13 protein-coding genes are annotated in these 16,072 nt (G+C 63.7%); 6 read left to right on the forward strand and 7 right to left on the reverse strand.

All coding sequences use genetic code 11. The annotated features are described in order from the left end of the window. Positions 1 to 127: 127 nt before the first annotated feature. The gene (locus tag MTX23_RS07340; RefSeq protein WP_280975949.1) at positions 128 to 853 is read right to left on the reverse strand and encodes a hypothetical protein; all 726 of its coding nucleotides are present in this window, start codon (positions 851 to 853) and stop codon (positions 128 to 130) included. Between the two features lie 857 nt (positions 854 to 1,710). On the opposite strand from MTX23_RS07340, the gene MTX23_RS07345 reads away from it, so the two are divergent. Then, positions 1,711 to 3,303, forward strand: coding sequence for a hypothetical protein (locus MTX23_RS07345; protein ID WP_280975950.1), 1,593 nt, complete (start codon positions 1,711 to 1,713; stop codon positions 3,301 to 3,303). A 46-nt stretch (positions 3,304 to 3,349) separates the two neighbouring features. Here MTX23_RS07345 and MTX23_RS07350 read toward each other — a convergent pair whose 3' ends face one another. From MTX23_RS07350 to MTX23_RS07370, 5 genes are all read right to left on the reverse strand, one after another. After that, positions 3,350 to 3,760 (reverse strand): DUF2304 domain-containing protein, encoded by a 411-nt coding sequence (locus MTX23_RS07350; protein WP_280975951.1) that lies wholly within the window; start codon positions 3,758 to 3,760, stop codon positions 3,350 to 3,352. After that, entirely contained in the window at positions 3,757 to 4,446 is a 690-nt protein-coding gene (locus tag MTX23_RS07355; RefSeq protein WP_280975952.1) for a glycosyltransferase family 2 protein, read from the reverse strand. The genes MTX23_RS07350 and MTX23_RS07355 overlap by 4 nt, the downstream gene beginning before the upstream one ends. Next, positions 4,443 to 5,351, reverse strand: coding sequence for a class I SAM-dependent methyltransferase (locus MTX23_RS07360; RefSeq protein WP_280975953.1), 909 nt, complete (start codon positions 5,349 to 5,351; stop codon positions 4,443 to 4,445). Before MTX23_RS07360 ends, MTX23_RS07355 begins: the two co-directional genes overlap by 4 nt. A gap of 414 nt (positions 5,352 to 5,765) precedes the next feature. Beyond that, positions 5,766 to 6,185 carry a CBS domain-containing protein gene (locus tag MTX23_RS07365; protein WP_280975954.1) on the reverse strand — a complete coding sequence of 140 codons (420 nt, stop codon included), beginning with the start codon at positions 6,183 to 6,185 and terminating at the stop codon, positions 5,766 to 5,768. Between the two features lie 234 nt (positions 6,186 to 6,419). After that, on the reverse strand, positions 6,420 to 6,890 hold the full coding sequence (locus MTX23_RS07370) for a YbaK/EbsC family protein (RefSeq protein ID WP_280975955.1): 471 nt from the start codon (positions 6,888 to 6,890) through the stop codon (positions 6,420 to 6,422). A 1,456-nt stretch (positions 6,891 to 8,346) separates the two neighbouring features. On the opposite strand from MTX23_RS07370, the gene MTX23_RS07375 reads away from it, so the two are divergent. From MTX23_RS07375 to MTX23_RS07385, 3 genes are read left to right on the forward strand one after another with little or no spacing between them, the layout of a single operon-like run. Then, entirely contained in the window at positions 8,347 to 9,690 is a 1,344-nt protein-coding gene (locus MTX23_RS07375) for a pilus assembly protein TadG-related protein (protein ID WP_280975956.1), read from the forward strand. A gap of 40 nt (positions 9,691 to 9,730) precedes the next feature. Then, positions 9,731 to 10,234 (forward strand): TadE/TadG family type IV pilus assembly protein, encoded by a 504-nt coding sequence (locus MTX23_RS07380; RefSeq protein ID WP_280975957.1) that lies wholly within the window; start codon positions 9,731 to 9,733, stop codon positions 10,232 to 10,234. Next, positions 10,231 to 10,617 carry a TadE/TadG family type IV pilus assembly protein gene (locus MTX23_RS07385; protein WP_280975958.1) on the forward strand — a complete coding sequence of 129 codons (387 nt, stop codon included), beginning with the start codon at positions 10,231 to 10,233 and terminating at the stop codon, positions 10,615 to 10,617. The genes MTX23_RS07380 and MTX23_RS07385 overlap by 4 nt, the downstream gene beginning before the upstream one ends. A gap of 75 nt (positions 10,618 to 10,692) precedes the next feature. On the opposite strand, the gene MTX23_RS07390 is transcribed toward MTX23_RS07385, so the two are convergent. Then, on the reverse strand, positions 10,693 to 11,496 hold the full coding sequence (locus MTX23_RS07390) for a hypothetical protein (RefSeq protein ID WP_280975959.1): 804 nt from the start codon (positions 11,494 to 11,496) through the stop codon (positions 10,693 to 10,695). Positions 11,497 to 11,989: 493 nt separating this feature from the next. Here MTX23_RS07390 and MTX23_RS07395 point away from each other — a divergent pair, with 493 nt between their 5' ends. Next, positions 11,990 to 14,314 carry a molybdopterin guanine dinucleotide-containing S/N-oxide reductase gene (locus MTX23_RS07395; RefSeq protein ID WP_280975960.1) on the forward strand — a complete coding sequence of 775 codons (2,325 nt, stop codon included), beginning with the start codon at positions 11,990 to 11,992 and terminating at the stop codon, positions 14,312 to 14,314. A 392-nt stretch (positions 14,315 to 14,706) separates the two neighbouring features. Then, complete coding sequence (locus MTX23_RS07400; protein WP_280975961.1) at positions 14,707 to 16,032, forward strand: MFS transporter; 1,326 nt, start codon at positions 14,707 to 14,709, stop codon at positions 16,030 to 16,032. Positions 16,033 to 16,072 lie beyond the last annotated feature (40 nt).

Consider the following 16,072-nt stretch of genomic DNA (forward strand, 5'->3'; position numbering starts at 1 on the left):
CCGCAGTCATGCCGGCAAAGGCCGGTTCTGCGATGCGGCGTAGTTGGAACGACAGCGCCGCCCGCGCGCGCGTGCGGAGCAGCGGGCAGCCCCGCTGCTCCGTTAGGCAATCATGCCGGGCTCAAGCTTATTCCGCTGCACCCGGCTGCTGCGCCAAAGCTTCTCCTCTACCCGTGACAGTCGGCTCCATGAAGCCCATGACAGTGCCGCTCAGGGTGCTGCCGGTCAACAGCACGGTAGCGCCAAGCACCAGCAGGCCAACGAGTGTAAGGACGCTCGCATTTGTTCCGGTTACCGCGAGAATGCCAAGAACAATCGCGGCAAGACCCGAAAGGCACTGCAGAGCCGCCGAGCCGGAGGCCATTTCACCCGCGAGGAACTCGGCCCCGGACGGTGTCCCGGCTTCCCCGGCTCGGTACGAAGCCCGCTTCGCCCGGTAAAGACGCCAGACCGAATTGCTGCTCAACAGCAGTGCGCCACCGAACGCGATGACTGCTGCGGCCGTCAGCGTCTGTGCAGCGATACCGACAAGAGCAAGCACGCCAAGCACGATGCCGGCTGCTCCCACCACGAACAGAGACGAAAGTCCACCGCCTGCCATAACCTCGTCGGCCGTGCCGGCGGCACTCGGCGGGGCTATCAGCTTTGTGAACTCGGTGAGCATGGTGCCCCCCTGGATCAGTAGCGCGGCTCCGAAGACGATCGTCGCGATGGCGGCCAGCATGGATTGGCCGACGCCCGCCAGTGCGACGATCGCCAGAATGACGGTCGCTGCTCCGCCGATGGCATCAACCACGCCGCCGTACGTTGCAGCCTCTTGGAAGGTACGTTCTGAAGTGATCATAGTTGACATGGGAACCTCCTTTGAGGTGCGCCGATGTCGGTCGATTTGCTGACTTGAAACTTCGCTACCCCAGGTGATCCTGGCGGGGAACGCCGGCCCGGGTAGCTACTCGTGCGGCCTTCTCGTGCGCGCCTTTGATTAGGAGGGAACGCATTGCCTATTGCTAGGTTCCGTTAGCTTTTCGGCTACCGTGCCGGCCAGGACTCGGCGCGACAGGCGAGGAGAGCGGGCCGCAGTTCCGTTTAATCACGTTGTTATTTCAATAACATACGAGTTCGAGCGGGAGCGTCCGCGCGATCATCAGGCGGACCGAAGCCATCCTTCCGCGGTCAAAGCTTCCAGCTCAGCGAAATAATCCTCGTTCGAATCCCGGTCGGACTTCGTGTCAACGCAATGGCCACCCGATTTGATCTCGCGCATCAGATCGTTATCGTTGAGGTGTCCGGCAAGCACCGAGCCGATCGGCCGATCGCATGAACAGCTTCGTGACGATCGAGCCCTTCGGACATCGGCACCTCCGGCAATAAGGATCGCGATTGCTGATCCGCCTTGGCAGACCGGATTTGAAACCTCGGAACAAAGTTCCCGTTAGGCGTGTTATCGAAGCCCGGCCAGGTACAACACTTGAGGTGCGCTGGGTTCGTTCCCGAGTAAGCGGTTGAGCGAGATGATAGCTTCAAGTGGAGGCCGCTTCCGCGGCGCAATTTCCCACCGCATTCCGGAGGGCGCCAGTGCGTGGCCATGCAACCGGTTAAGGACATTGCATGGCGCTTGAACGGGTGGATCGCGACAGCTCTGGGTTTGTGAGGCCGCAACTCGGCCTTGCATTTGCTGCTCGCCATGCCGAGACGTTGCTCGTGCTCCTTGTGCTCGGCGTGGCCTTGGTCATCGGGCTTGCGACCGCCGCGGATTACGGGCTGTCCACCGACGAATTCAACACCGACGAGTACGGCCCCAAGGCGCTTGCCTGGTACACGAGCGGTTTTACGAACCGGTCTCAGTTCGAGACGGTCGAAGAGTATCTGTGGATGTACGGACCGTGGTTTCAGATGCTCGTCGCGGCCGTGCAGTCGCTTGATCTCGCAAGCCCGATCACGGTCCGGCACGCCATGACCTTCCTGTTCGGCCTCGCTGGGCTCGCCGCCGTCGTGCCGATCGCACGACTCACGGTCGGGGCCTGGGCTGGGCTCACGGCGCTCGCCCTGTGCCTGCTGACCGGTTACCTCTACGGCAACCTGTTCTTCGCCCCGATCGACGTGCCGTTCCTGTTCGCCATGAGCTGGTCGACGCTCTCGATCGTCCTGATGGTGCGGCGGGAGGTGCCAAGCTGGCGTCCGACCCTTGCGGCGGGCCTTGCCACCGGCCTCGCCATCGCGACGCGCACCGGCGGGGCGATCACGCACGCCTACCTCGTCGGCGGCATGAGCCTGTGCGCGCTCGAGGCGCTGCTGCGCCATGGCCGCGCCGGCTATGGCCCTTTGCGCCAGATCGCCTTGCATACGTTGCTTGTCATCCTCATCGCCTGGCTGACGGCGATGGCGCTGTGGCCGTGGTTGCAGATTGGAAATCCGCTCATGCAATTCCGCGAAGCCTATCGGCACTTTGCCACGCTCGACACCTCGTTCGAATTCCAGAACTGGGGCCAGCTGACCTTCACCGACAAACTGCCCGCCTGGTACATCCCGGGACAGCTTCTGGCGCGTTTGCCTGAGGGCTTTCTGGCATTGCTGTTGCTCGGCATGGCGGTCTGGATCGGTGCTGCAGGGGCGTGGACGCGCGCCACCTTCAGCGTCCTGCGTCGGTCCGGCGTCGCAGGACTGCGACCGGTCGCGGCCGAGCTCGCAGGAGCGCGCGCGGTGCTGGTCGTCAGTGTCGCGGCGTTCGGACCTATCGCGGTGCTCATCCTGCAGGGCTTGACGCTCTATGACGGTGTCCGCCACGTATTGTTCGTGATCCCTATGCTCGCCATCGTCGCCGCGCGTGGGCTCACGAGCCTCTTGCCCTTCTTGCGACGCCTCCCGATCGTGCCCGTGGCCCTCGGGGTCGCGCACACGGCCACCATCCTGGCGACGCTCATCATCCTGCATCCGCTTGAATATATCGCGATGAACGGCCTGGCAGGCGGCGTCGCCGGCGCTTACGGCCGCTTCGACCTCGACTATTGGAGCATGGCGGCTCCCGAGGCGGTGCGCCGCCTCGAGGCGCGAATTGACGCCGAAGGTCGGTTCGTGGGCGATTCACCGCGCGTGCTGCTCTGCCTGGCCTGGCGCGAGCAACTGGCAGGCGTGATGTTTCATCGCAACTGGATTGCCGAGACAGATCTGGACAAGGCCGACTACCTGATCGCCACCGAGCGCTGGCCTTGTGCCAAGGGCACGACGGCCGTACTGGTTGATGAGGTCAAACGATTTGGCCGCCCCTTCGCCTGGATCTACGCCAATTCGTCGCGGGCTCGGTGAGTGACGTCCCGGCACAAACTTGCCCCGCGCGACTTGGCAATGGCATCTACTTCTTCGCCTGCAATTCGGTCGGGGGCGCCTCGACCTTTCGGGCCAACATGACCGGGCGACGTTTTCGCGGGGGGCCTGCCTCACGCCGGCTCTCCTTGGCGCGATCGATCGCCACGGCGCGCGCCAGCCGCGTGATCATGTCGAGCTGGAGCCGCAGCTTGAGGTGCAAGTTGAGCATGATGAGCAGGCTGATCACGACCCAGGTGTAGACGATGAGGTCCGACCCGCGGCCGATTCCCGCGAAGGCCGCGAGCGCGGTGGCATGCTCGGGTACCCAGACGAAGTAGAGGCCGGCGAGCGCAGCGCTGCTCGCGAGCAGGCCGATGATCGGCACCGTCCGATGCGCCGACCAGGCGTAGACCAGAACCAACGCCAGAAGGGCCGTCAGCAACAGCTGTGCGATCATCGGTAAAGCCTCCGCGCAAACAGATCGATCAGGACGGTCAGCGCATCGGTGATGCGTTGACCCTTGCCCAGCGAATAGGCGCTGTACTCGATGTTCACCGGCACCTCGACAAAGCGCAGGCGGCTCTGCGCGATCTGATGCAGGATCTCGGACGCGTGTGCCATCCGGTTCTGGCGCAAGGAGATCGTGCGTGCGCCGCGCGCGGTCATCGCCCGTAGGCCGTTGTGGGTATCGGTGACCGGCAGTCCAGTGCTCGCGCGCGTGAACCACACCGCGGCGCTGAGCAGGATACGGCGCGACGCCGGCAGATTCGCGGTCGCGCCGGCGAGAAAGCGGCTGCCGAGCGCGAAATCGATCCCGGGCTGCTCGATCGCCGCGAGCAGCGCCGCGATGGCCGCGGGGGAATGCTGACCGTCGGCGTCGAACGTGACGAGTGCATCCGCACGCTGCTCGAGGGCGAACTCGATGCCGGTCTGCAATGCGGCGCCCTGTCCGAGGTTGATCGGATGCCGGACCACGACCGCCCCTGCGAGCAACGCGACGTCGCCGGTGCGGTCGGCGGAGCCGTCATCGACCACGATGACCGCGTATCCGGCGCGGCGAATGCCGGACACGACGCTGCCGACCACCGGTGCTTCATTGTACGCCGCGACAACAACCCAGGGATTGCGAATCCGGCCGGTCATGGGAAGCTCGTATCCGGATGTGGGGGCGCCTTGCTCAAGACCACGCGCATCGCGTCGAACAGGTTTACCGGAATGGCGAACCGGTTTCCGGTCGGGCTGGCCGCGATCTTGCGGCCGAGCATGCGACCGATTTGGAAGGCGATCAGCGAGAACGGCACGAATTTCCAGGGGCGATCGGAACTCTCTATGCGAAGACCGATCGAATGGGCCAGAGACGCGATGCTGTCGCGGTTGAAGAACCAGAGGTGCTGCGGCGGCGTCATCAGGCGCCAGTGCGCGCCGGTCGATCGCGCTGCCCAGGAGCCGAAGTCTCCGGTCGTCAGCACGATGATTCCGTCCGGCCGGAGATGGTCCGCGAGTAGCGCGAGGGCTTCCCTCGGGTCGGGCAGATGCTCGACGACGTCGAGGAGAACGATGACATCCAGGGTGCCAAGCGACTTGAGAGTCGCTTCGCTCAGCGGGCCGCGGACGACGTTCAAGCCGAGATCGCCAGCATGCGCTGCAGCCGCTTCCGCGGGCTCGATGCCGCTCACCTCAAATCCAGCGCGGCGCGCTTCATCGAGAAAGAAGCCGTAGGCGCAGCCGATCTCGAGCAGGAAGCCCCGTGCCTTGCGGCGCTGGATGAACTCGACCGTGCGGGCGAACTCGCGCCGTAGCACGGGTTCGGCGCCGCGATAGTCGGCGTAGCCGTCGGACTGACGGCCGGAAAAGTAGCCATCGTCATAATAGGCGAGAGGGTCGAAGCTCGATGCCTCGGTGCGTCCCAGTCCGCAGTCGGGACATTGGAGGATGTCGCAACCGTTCTTGACGTAGAGAAGCCGATGGAGCGTCGCGCGACTGCACGCGGGACATTTCAGCGTAACCGCAGGTCGGTCGTTGCGCATCAGCACATGCGTTCCGCCCAATGGCGTTCTTCAGTCGGAAAAACGCATCCGAAGCCGAACTGTTCCGCTCGACGAACGGCCACGGGGTCGCAGGCTGCCTCGCTGGCAGCCGCGAAATAGATCGAGGATGGTCCGCACCCTCGTCGGTGCAGCGCGGTGAGACGGCGGTCCATCCGAGGTGTGACGCCGGAGCTGCCGGGCACCAGCGTCGTCACGCTGCCGCGTGCCGACTTGCCACTTCGCGGTCGAGCGGGCGACCCGACCGCACTGGCAAATCGACGCTAATCCGCATCGTCTTGCGTTCGCACCGACGCAAAGTGAAGCGCTTCGGGCCGCAGCCTTTCGCGCCGCGCGATGGCTCCACGACCAACGCATGGCTCGGGCTTGGCTCGACGTCTGATCGTGCGCCGATCGCGAGAGGAGCGCTGGCCGCATTCAATGATGCGCCGAAACGTTCCTGACGGTTTCGGTCAGCAAATCAGCCGACGCGGAACGGCTCACGTCACCCAGACTAATGATGCCGACCATCCGCTTGCTCTTGTTGATCACCGGCAGCCTGCGGACCTGCAGCTTCTCCATATGATGCATCGCCTTTGCGAGGTCATCGTCCTCTCGGCAGCAATGGATGCCTTCAGTCATCACATCGCGCGCCGTCGCGCGGCCGGCATCGAAGTTGGTGCTCGCCAGTCCTTTGCAGACGATGTCGCGGTCGGTCACCATCCCGATCAGTTTGTCGTCCGCGCCAATCGGAATGCAGCCGATGTCTTGCGCCTGCATCAATTTGGCGAGCTCGGTAATAGGGGTGTTGGGGTTGACCCAGTCGACACCCTTGTGCATCACGTCTTTGACTTTCATGGCGGAGCCTCCGTTCCCGGGTTTCAGGTGCATTGATTGCAATGCAGCAGCGCCCCCATTTCCCATACTGTACAACCGATCAGGTGCGAGGTCACTGCAGCAAGCATCACTCCTGGGCGATTCGACCAGACCGACGCCGACGCAGTAGCCGCCACCCTCCGAACAAATTTACTACGACTTCGCGGCCCGGGTTTCCGCCCAAGATCGCAAAGGCATTGGGCGGCGCGCGAATCCTCAGTCGTGCGCGCTGAAGCGCCCGTGCAGCGCGTCGGCCGTCAGGCGCGCAAACTGCGCGTGACCCATATGGAGCAGCGTCTCGTGATCGCCCGCTTCCATATAGATCTCCGGCTGTGCCTCGATGCTGTCGTCGACGATGATATCCAGCCCGTAGCATTTGCCGACGGCAGGGACTGCACCGTGTGCACAGTCGCTGAACAGCCGATTGATCTCGGTTTCATCGGCCATATGGACATTGTCGCCGAGTTTTGTCCTCAGTTCCGACAGGCGCAGGTGATGCGATGCGGGCAAGATGGCCAGCATGTATTCGCCGTCGCGCCGCAACACGATGCCCTTGGCGAGGCGATCGCCCGAGATATGGCATGCCTCAGCCGTGCGAGCGGACGTCATGCTGAGTTCGTGCGGGATCACCTCGTATTGGATGTTTTCAGCAGCTAGGTATTTCTGGAGCGTGGGAGCAATGGTCATGACATCACCTCCGATGCAAAATGCAAACCGTCCACCGTGAGGCCGTCAGACTCTCGCCGTACGATAGGCGGCTGCCTGATTATAGACCCAACATACGTCTTGAATCCGCACGCTGCAATTCGTCGTCGTTTGACCAGCTCCAGGAGCGGCTACGCCCTGGATGAACGACCGTTCATGGAACGGCATGGATTTCAAGCCGTTAGTTGGCGGGGCTTGGTTCGCGGAGAACAAAATGAAGCACGCAATCATCGCACTTTCTGCAGCTTGTCTTCTTGCTTCCGCCCCCGTCGCTTTCGCGCAGGGCGTATCAAGCAAGACACCGGGCCACGAGATGCAGTCGAAGGGCTCCAAGAAAGGCAGCCCTGGCGCTTCCGGCTATGCTCCGGGACGAGAGATGCAAGCGAGGGGATCGAAGCGCGGGAGCCCGGGCGCCTCTGGTTACGCTCCCGGCCAGACAACCGGTTCGAGCCGTCGCATGGGCGGTTCGACGAGGTCCAGGTAAGCTCAAGCGAAGCGGCCCGCCGCCAAGCCGGTGGGCCGCGTTGTCTCAGTCATTGTCGCCGGGATCGCACCGTGCTTGGGCGGGAGGCGCGGGCATGCTTGCCATCCTGTCCTGATCCGATCCGCGTGGACATCAAAGAAAGGAATGCTGATGCGAAGATTGATTGTGTTGACAGCGCTCACGCTCGCGATCGGAGTTTCGGCGGCAGCGGCAGCCCCGCCGACATATCCCCCGCTGCGTAATTCCGCGATGCCTCGCGGTTTGGTTCAAGTGCGAGGCGGGCACGGGTACGGTCACGGATGGTACGGTCACGGATACGGATGGGGACGTGGCGCCGGCTATTATCCCTATGGCTGGAGTCGCGGACGGAAGGTCGGCTGGAGGGGCCGCGCCTGCCCGCCCGGTCAATGGAAGAAAGGCTGGTGCTGACCTGCTCCGGCTTATTTCTTTCTCGGTACGCAACCATGTGCGTCAGCATGAAAGCATCTGGTGTTGTTCACGACGGACGTCGGTCGTGAACGCGGCATCAGCTGGCCGCGCTGCGGGCCCGTCAACACCCGACCAATCGTTGGAGCGCAAGTCGCGCTCGGCCGCGTGGACGTGCGCCGCCTTCGCGCGCGTCACGACACCGACCGCGTGATTTGATGGGTCCCGCCGCCCCGATAGCTTCCCCCGATCATCGGGGGCAGCTTACATTAACCCCACAACTGGTCCGGCCTGTGTCGGCGTGAGCCTGATGCGGCGTATCCGTAGTTTTGCGGGGTGCAGTGCAGGACACGTGACAGTGGCTCTATCGCTTGCCTTGGCCCCGGATGATCCGTTTCCCCGGAGCAGCCCCGAATTGGATAACGAAGGGTTACGCGCTCGCTCGCAGTTTTTTCGGCGGAAGATAGCCCGCGTTAAATCGCCGCGGCGTATAAGGTTTGCATTGGCCACTTGAACATTGAGGACAACATGACGGCCTTCATGAGTTGGAAGGCGGAAGTACCCTCGCAAATGAGGTCGGCGCCGGTGACGCCGCGCTCCCGTTTAAACCGTCTTTTCGATCGCTTTGTGCGCGACGAGTCCGGCAGCTACGCCATCGTCGTCGCCCTGCTGCTCCCCGTTCTGGTCGGGACTGCGGGCCTCGGCACCGAGGTCGCCTGGTGGTTCTACAAGCAGAAGAACATGCTCAGCGCCGCTGACTCGGCGGCCGTCAGCGCAGCCACCGCCGGCACCAATCTCGTCACCGAGGCCGGCGCCATCACGGCATTCTACGGCTACACGAACGGGACCAACAATGTCACCGTCACGGTGAACCAGCCGCCGACCACGGGAAGCTTCACCTCGAACTCTCAGGCCGTCGAAGTCATCATCAGCCAGCCGCAACCGCGGCTCCTGTCGGCGTTGTTCGGCTCCGGCACGGTCCCCGTCACGGCCCGCGCCGTCGCGCTCCCCAATGTCGGAACGGGCTGCGTGCTTGCGCTCGATCCCACGGCCAACTCGGCTGTGAACGTGAGCGGCAGTAACAATCTCAATCTGATCAACTGCAATCTCTATAGCAACTCCAGCGGTTCTCCCTCGCTGAACGTGAGTGGCACTGCAAGGGTGTCCGCCAACTTGGTCGGAGCGGTCGGGACCATCTCCGGTGCGAGCAACATCACGGCCCCGAACGGCATTCGGAGCGGCATCAGGCCGACCGCCGATCCTTATGCGACTGTCTCTCCCCCCACGACGCCGACCCCGTGCGACCCTAGTAACCAAAAAATCAACAGCAGTGGGAAGGTCAACTCGATCTCCCCGGGCGTGTGCTATAGTGGTCTTGTTTCGGTCCAATCCGGATACACGTTGGATCTGACCCCCGGCATCTACTACTTTTACGGCTCCGGCGGGGGCTTGTCGGTGCAAGGCAACGCAACGGTCACTTGCAGCTCCTGCACCGGCACCGCGGGAGTGACGCTCGTCTTCACTGGTTCGGCCAGCAATGGTTGGGCCACCGCCAACATCGGCAGCAACGCCATTGTCAACTTGACGGCTCCGGCCTCCGGACCGACCGCGGGCATCGTGATGTATGGCGACCGCAGCATGACGACAGGCACGACTTTTTCGCTGCAGGGCGGCGGCTCCCAGAATTTCGGCGGCGCCATCTACCTGCCGAAGGCGAACCTGCAGTTCAGCGGCGGCAACGGCACGACCTCCTCGTGCACACAGGTCATCGCCGATACGATCGCCCTTACCGGCAGTTCGAATCTTCAGGTCAATTGCGCCGCCTTGGGTGGCAGCACCATCGGCACGACGACGGCGCAACTCGTCGAGTAAGCCTTAATATTTAATATATTGATCAAGTCGGAGTTTTGAGATGAAAACGGGCAATGCATGTGGTGAGTGCCGATCCCATCGGCGTCGCGGCCCGCGCCGCCTGCTCGGGCGTTTCCGCAAGAACACGCGCGGCGCCGCGGCTATCGAGTTCGGCATCCTCGTTCCGCTCCTGACCCTGATGGTGGTTTCGGTGGTCGATATCGGGCTTGCGGTCTATCGCAAGATGCAGGTGGAGAGCGCGGCGCAGGCGGGCGTCGAATATGCGATCGCGCACGGCTTCGACAGCAACGCGATGTCGGCCGCGGTCGTCAATGCGACGAATTCCACGGCGATCAGCGCTTCGCCTGCTCCGGTCAAATTTTGCGGATGCGCGACGACGTCGGGAGTGACCAGCACGACCTGCGGGAGCACGTGCCCGGGAGGCGCGCAGGCGGGCACCTACACCACCGTATCCGCGCAGGGGTCCTACTGGACCATCATCAACTACCAGGTCGTTCCAAGCGGCTACTCGCTCAGCATGCAATCGACGGTGAGGCTGCAATGAAGACTGCCGCCGCATTGTGGAGAGATCGCCGCGGTGCGTCCGCGCTCGAGTTTGGCTTGATCGCACCGCTGTTCTTCGCGTTCGTGTTCGGTATCGTCGAGGTCGGTCTATTGCTGTGGACCCAGGCGGGATTGCAGCACGGTGTCGAGATTGCCGCGCGATGCGCAACTGTGAACACTACGCTCTGTCCCACGAACAAGCCTGATGTGATCGCCACATACGCAAGCCAGCAGGCGTTCGGCCTCAACCTCCCGGCTTCAACCTTCACCTACGCCGCCCCCGCCTGCGGCAACCAGGTGAACGCGAGCTATCAGTTCCAGTTTCCCCAAATCCTCAATATGGCCCCGCTGACGCTGACCGCGACAGCTTGCTTTCCCGCCTGACGAGGCCCAGCTGCCGGTCTCCTTGCGGCGTCGCCAGCGAAGTCCGCAGCCGAGTGCGGCGAGCCCGGCCGAGGGTCACTGCATTTGAGTTGCCATGCGGGATCCGGGATGCCGTCCCGGCCTCTGCGGCAACACCAGAATGAGCCCGACAATGAGGGCGAGGATCACTGCAGAGGCCAAAGGACGACTCAGAGCCAGGCCGCCATCGTTCGTCGGCTTGTCCAGAAAATCGCCGATCGTCGCACCGAGCGGTCGCGTCAATATGAAGGCCGCCCAGAACAGGAACACGCGCGAGATTGCGGTCCAGTAGTACAAGCCTGCCAGCAGCGCGAGTCCTGCACAGAACACGAGCGCGCCTCCGTCATATCCCAGTCCGGTGTCGTCGGCGATCCAGTCTCCGAGCGCGGTCCCCAGGGTCTGCGAAAACGTGATTGTCACCCAATAGAAGATTTCGACTTTCGGCGTGACCACCGTCTGGACATTTACCGAGCCGAGCGTGAGGTACCAGATCGCGAGCGAGCCCAGGACACACGCGAACAAGATCGACGAGCCTCCCGTATAGCCGATGCCCAATGAGCGATCGAAAAAATCGGCCATGGCCGTGCCTACGGTGGTGGAGGCTATGATCGCCAGCCAGTAGACCCAGGCGTTGAATTGTCTCGTCACGATCTGGGCGATCACGGCCGCAACGAACACGGCAAGAAATATTCCGGTGCCGATCAGATAGCCGCCGTTGCCGGGATGCAAGTCCGCATGCAGCCAGCTCATGGTCACGGCGTCGCCGCCCGTTTCCCCGAGCGTCGTGGCAAGGATCTTGATCACCCAGAAGCCGAGTGTCACCTCGGGGACTTTGCTCAGGATCTCGTCTTCGTTTTGCATTGTGCATCCTGCAATCGTTCATGCGGTTCGAGTCTGGGCCGCAAATGCGGCAAATCCTCGTGCATGGCAACGCAGACGGCACCAGAAGATCGGGAGCCTTTGCGCGTGATCCGCGCGCTGGACCGGGACGAGTTACAAATCTGCGTGACCCAGGGCTGCCTGCGAGCCGACGCAGTCCTGTCGGCGTAACTCGAGCCGAGGTCGCGCACCCGGATGAAGAACCGAGGTGCGGTCTCTGTGGGAATACGTGTCCGCGATCGCACCGTTCCAACGCAAGGAGCGTCGCGTTCGCTGCGCGTTCGGACGATGCAGTTCGCCACTGCCCAACTCAGCCACGTGCCTGACACGTTCTTCGCACCATTTGCGCGGGCGCGCCCTTGCGTTTTCGACCGACCTGAACTTGATGATATGAGAAGGCGGATGAGTAAACTGGCCCATACAGTTGGGACAGTGGCGTGCAGAAGCCGCCCGCTCAGCGATTGAGGACGACGTGATGAACGAGACAATTGGCTACCCCGATCCCGGCCTCGACCTCTCCGAGGGGTTCAAACCGCATACGTCGCATTGGGGCGTCTTCTCGGCGCGTCTGCGCGAGAACAATCTTCTCGAAGTCAGGCCGTATAAGGGAGATCCCGACCCGAACGGCATCATCGACAACTTTCCCGCGGCCTTGCGGCACGGTGCTCGCATCGCCCAGCCGGCGATCCGCCGCGGCTGGCTCGAGCGCGGTCCCGGACCCGACGACCGCCGCGGCCGCGACGAATTCGTCTCGGTGAGCTGGGAGAAGGCGCTGGATCTTCTCGGCTGTGAGCTCAAGCGCATCCGCGACACGCGCGGCCCCGGCGCAGTTTTTGGCGGTTCCTATGGCTGGTCCAGCGCGGGGCGCTTCCATCACGCGCAGAGCCAGGTTCATCGTTTCCTCAACATCGCGATGGGCGGCTATGTGCGTTCGGTGAACACCTATTCCTCCGGCGCGTCCTCGGTGCTGCTGCCGCAGATCCTGTCGGGTTACGAGGACGTCACCAAGCGCAACGTCACGTGGGAGCAGATCGCCGCCGAGAGCGAGATCGTGCTGGCATTCGGCGGGATGGCATTGAAGAACTCCATGGTCGCCGGTGGCTCGATCAGCAAGCATGTCGAGCGCGGCGCGATGGAAGCGGCGCGCCGGCGCGGCTGCGAGTTCATCCTCGTCAGCCCGCTGCGCGACGATCTGCCCGCCGAGGCCGGCGCGGAATGGATGACCGCCACGCCGGGCACCGATGCCGCGCTGATGATCGGTCTCGTCCACACGCTGGTCAGCGAGGGCCTGCACGATCAGGCCTTCCTCGACCGCTACACCGAAGGCTGGCCGGTGTTCCTGCGCTATCTCAACGGCGAGGCGGACGGCCAACCGAAGGATGCCGCCTGGGCCGCAGCGATTTGCGGCAGCGACGCCGACACTATCCGAAAGCTCGCGCGTCGCCTTGCCGGGCGGCGGGCGCTGATCACCGTGTCCCATTCGCTGCAGCGCGCCGAGCATGGTGAGCAGCCGGTGTGGATGGGCATGGTGCTGGCGGCTGCGCTCGGCCAGATCGGTCTGCCAGGCGGCGGCTATGCCTATTCGCTCGGTGCGATCGGCTATTACGGCCGCCGCGTGAACGCGGTGCCGGGGCCGACCCTCGGGCAGGGCCGCAACGGCGTCGCCGACTTCATACCGGTGGCGCGCATCGCCGACATGCTGCTCAATCCCGGCACGACCTATCGCTACAACGGCGAGACGCGCACCTATCCCGACATCCGTCTCGTCTACTGGGCCGGTGGCAATCCCTTCCACCATCATCAGGACCTCAACCGCCTGCGCAAGGCCTTCGCCCAGCTCGACACCCTGGTGGTGCACGAGCTCGCCTGGACCGCGACGGCCCGGCACGCCGACATTGTCCTGCCCTGCACCATGACGCTCGAGCGCGAGGACATCGGCTATTCCAGCAACGATCCGCTGATGGTCGCCATGCACCAGATCGCCGAGCCTTACGGCCTTGCACGCGATGACTACGAGATTTTCTCCGATCTCGCCGAGCGCCTCGGGGCTCGCGACGCCTTCACCGAAGGGCGTACGTCGCGGCAATGGTTGATGCATCTCTATGAACCGACCCGCGCCTCGCTCGCCGCGCGCGGGCTTGCCGCACCGAGCTTCGAGGAATTCTGGCAAAGCGGCAGCCTGGTCGTGCGGCAGCACCTCGACGACGGCGGTTCGCTGCGCCGCTTCCGCGAGGATCCGGTTGAGCGGCCCCTGCCGACGCCGAGCGGGCGTATCGAGATCTTCTCGGCGAAGATCGCCGGCCACGGCGATGCCGATTGTCCAGGGCATCCGGTCTGGCTCGAGAAGACGGATGTCCCTCGGCAGGACGCGCCGCTCTTCCTCATTGCCAACCAGCCGTCGACGCGCCTGCACAGTCAGCTCGACTTCGGCGGGCATTCGACCGACGCCAAGCATCGCGGCCGCGAGGTCGCGCGCATGAACCCGCGCGACGCGGATCCTCGTGGGATTGCTGACGGCGACATCATCCGCCTGTTCAATGCGCGCGGCGCCTGCCTTGCGGCGGTCCGCGTCACGGACGCAATCGCCCCCGGGATCGTCCAGCTTCCGACCGGCGCCTGGTACGACCCGATGGATCCCGAGGAAGAGGCGCCGCTCTGCGTTCACGGCAATCCGAATGTGCTGACGCGCGACATCGGCACGTCGTCCTTCGCGCAAGGCTGCACCGGTCAGCTCACGACGGTCGAGGTGGAGCGCTTCAGCGGCAATCTGCCGCCGATCCGCGCCTTCGATCCGATCTAGCGGGGGCGGGCAGGGGCAAGCCTCGCCCTCGTACTCTTGTTGCAGGGCGAAATCGCGGGCGCCATGCGGCGGCGGAATGCCTGCGGCCATCATCGGGCGCTGCATCGCAACACCCTTCACCGGTGATGCGTGCATGCGCTCGTCGGACAGCGACGCAAGGCTTCCGCTCCACACCGTCCTGCTACTAAGTGCGCATTGCTCGCATTGGGCCGCGGGACCAAGCTTGTTCTGTCAAATCTCCCCGAGACATCGCCGTCAGCGAAATGTCGAGGAGTCAAACCCTTTCTTGCGATTTCGTGGTCATACGCCGCGCAATTAGAAACGGGAATCAGGGATAGCGACGCAAGATCCGTGAAGCAATCGTCAAGCAAGGGCCTGTGAGGAGGAGCCCTATGACGACGATCCACGTGATATCCGATGCCTTGTCCGAGACCGACCACCGCACCCAGCTGCGTCGTGCCGTTATCGCGAGCACGGTGGGGACGACGATCGAGTGGTACGATTTCCTGCTTTACAGCACGGTGACCGGCCTCGTCTTCGGCAAGCTGTTCTTCCCGAAATCCGATCCCCTGGTCGGCGTGCTGGAGGCGTTTGCCGTCTACACCGTCGGCTTCATCGCACGCCCGATCGGAGCAATGATCTTCGGCCATTACGGCGATCGCATCGGCCGCAAGGCAACGCTGATCGCGACCTTGCTCCTGACGGGGCTCGCGACCTTCGCCGTCGGCCTCGTCCCGACCTACGAGACAGTCGGTATCTGGGGCGCCGTGATCCTCACGATCATTCGCTTCATCCAGGGTGTCGGCGTCGGCGGCGAGTGGGGAGGTTCGGTGCTGCTCGCGATGGAATGGGCGCGCACCAACAACCACCGCGGCTTCATTACCTCTTGGCCGCAGCTTGGTGGTCCCGGCGGCCTGCTCCTAGCCAACATCGCCGTTCTGGTGTTTAGCCGCATCTCCGGCGACCAGTTCCTGGTCTGGGGCTGGCGTATCCCCTTCCTGCTCAGCATCGTGATGGTGGCAATCGGGCTCTATATCCGGCTCGGGATTCTCGAGACCCCTGCCTTCCGGCGCATCGTCGCCGAGAATCGCGTCGAGCGGGTCCCGGTCCTCGAAGTGATCAAGCGCCAGCCCGGCGCGATCATCCTCGCCGCGCTTGCGCGGATGGCCGAGCAGGCGCCGGCCTACATCTACCTTGCCTTCGTGTTCGCGTACGGGGTCAATGTGTTGCACACGCCGCGTGACTTCCTGCTCACCTCGCTCATCGCCGCCGGCATTGTTTCAATGGCGACGATCCCGCTCGCGGGGCACTTTTCGGACGTCATCGGACGCAAGCGGATGTACCTGATCGGCGCGGTCCTGACCGGAATCTACGGCTTCATCTACTTCGCGCTGCTGGATACGACGGTGCCAATCTGGATCTTCATCGCCATCGTGCTGTCGTTCGTTCCCCACGACCTCCTGTACGGACCGCAGGCGGCCCTGATCGCCGAATGTTTCACGCCGCGCCTGCGCTACAGCGGGGCGTCGATCGGCTACCAGCTCTCCTCGGTGATCTCAGGCGGTCCCGCCCCGTTGATCGCGACCGCACTGCTGGCAACGTACGGAACGGGCTACGCGATCGCGGCCTATATCCTGTTCTGCGCGGTCGTCAGCATCATCGCGACGGCGATGCTGCCGGACTACACCAACTGCGACATTTCCGAGGAGCATGCCTGATCGACGATGATCGTCTGACATGCGCCGGATGGTCGTTCCG

Origin of the sequence: Bradyrhizobium sp. ISRA436, from assembly GCF_029910015.1 — a bacterium.
In the GTDB taxonomy this organism is placed as follows: domain Bacteria; phylum Pseudomonadota; class Alphaproteobacteria; order Rhizobiales; family Xanthobacteraceae; genus Bradyrhizobium.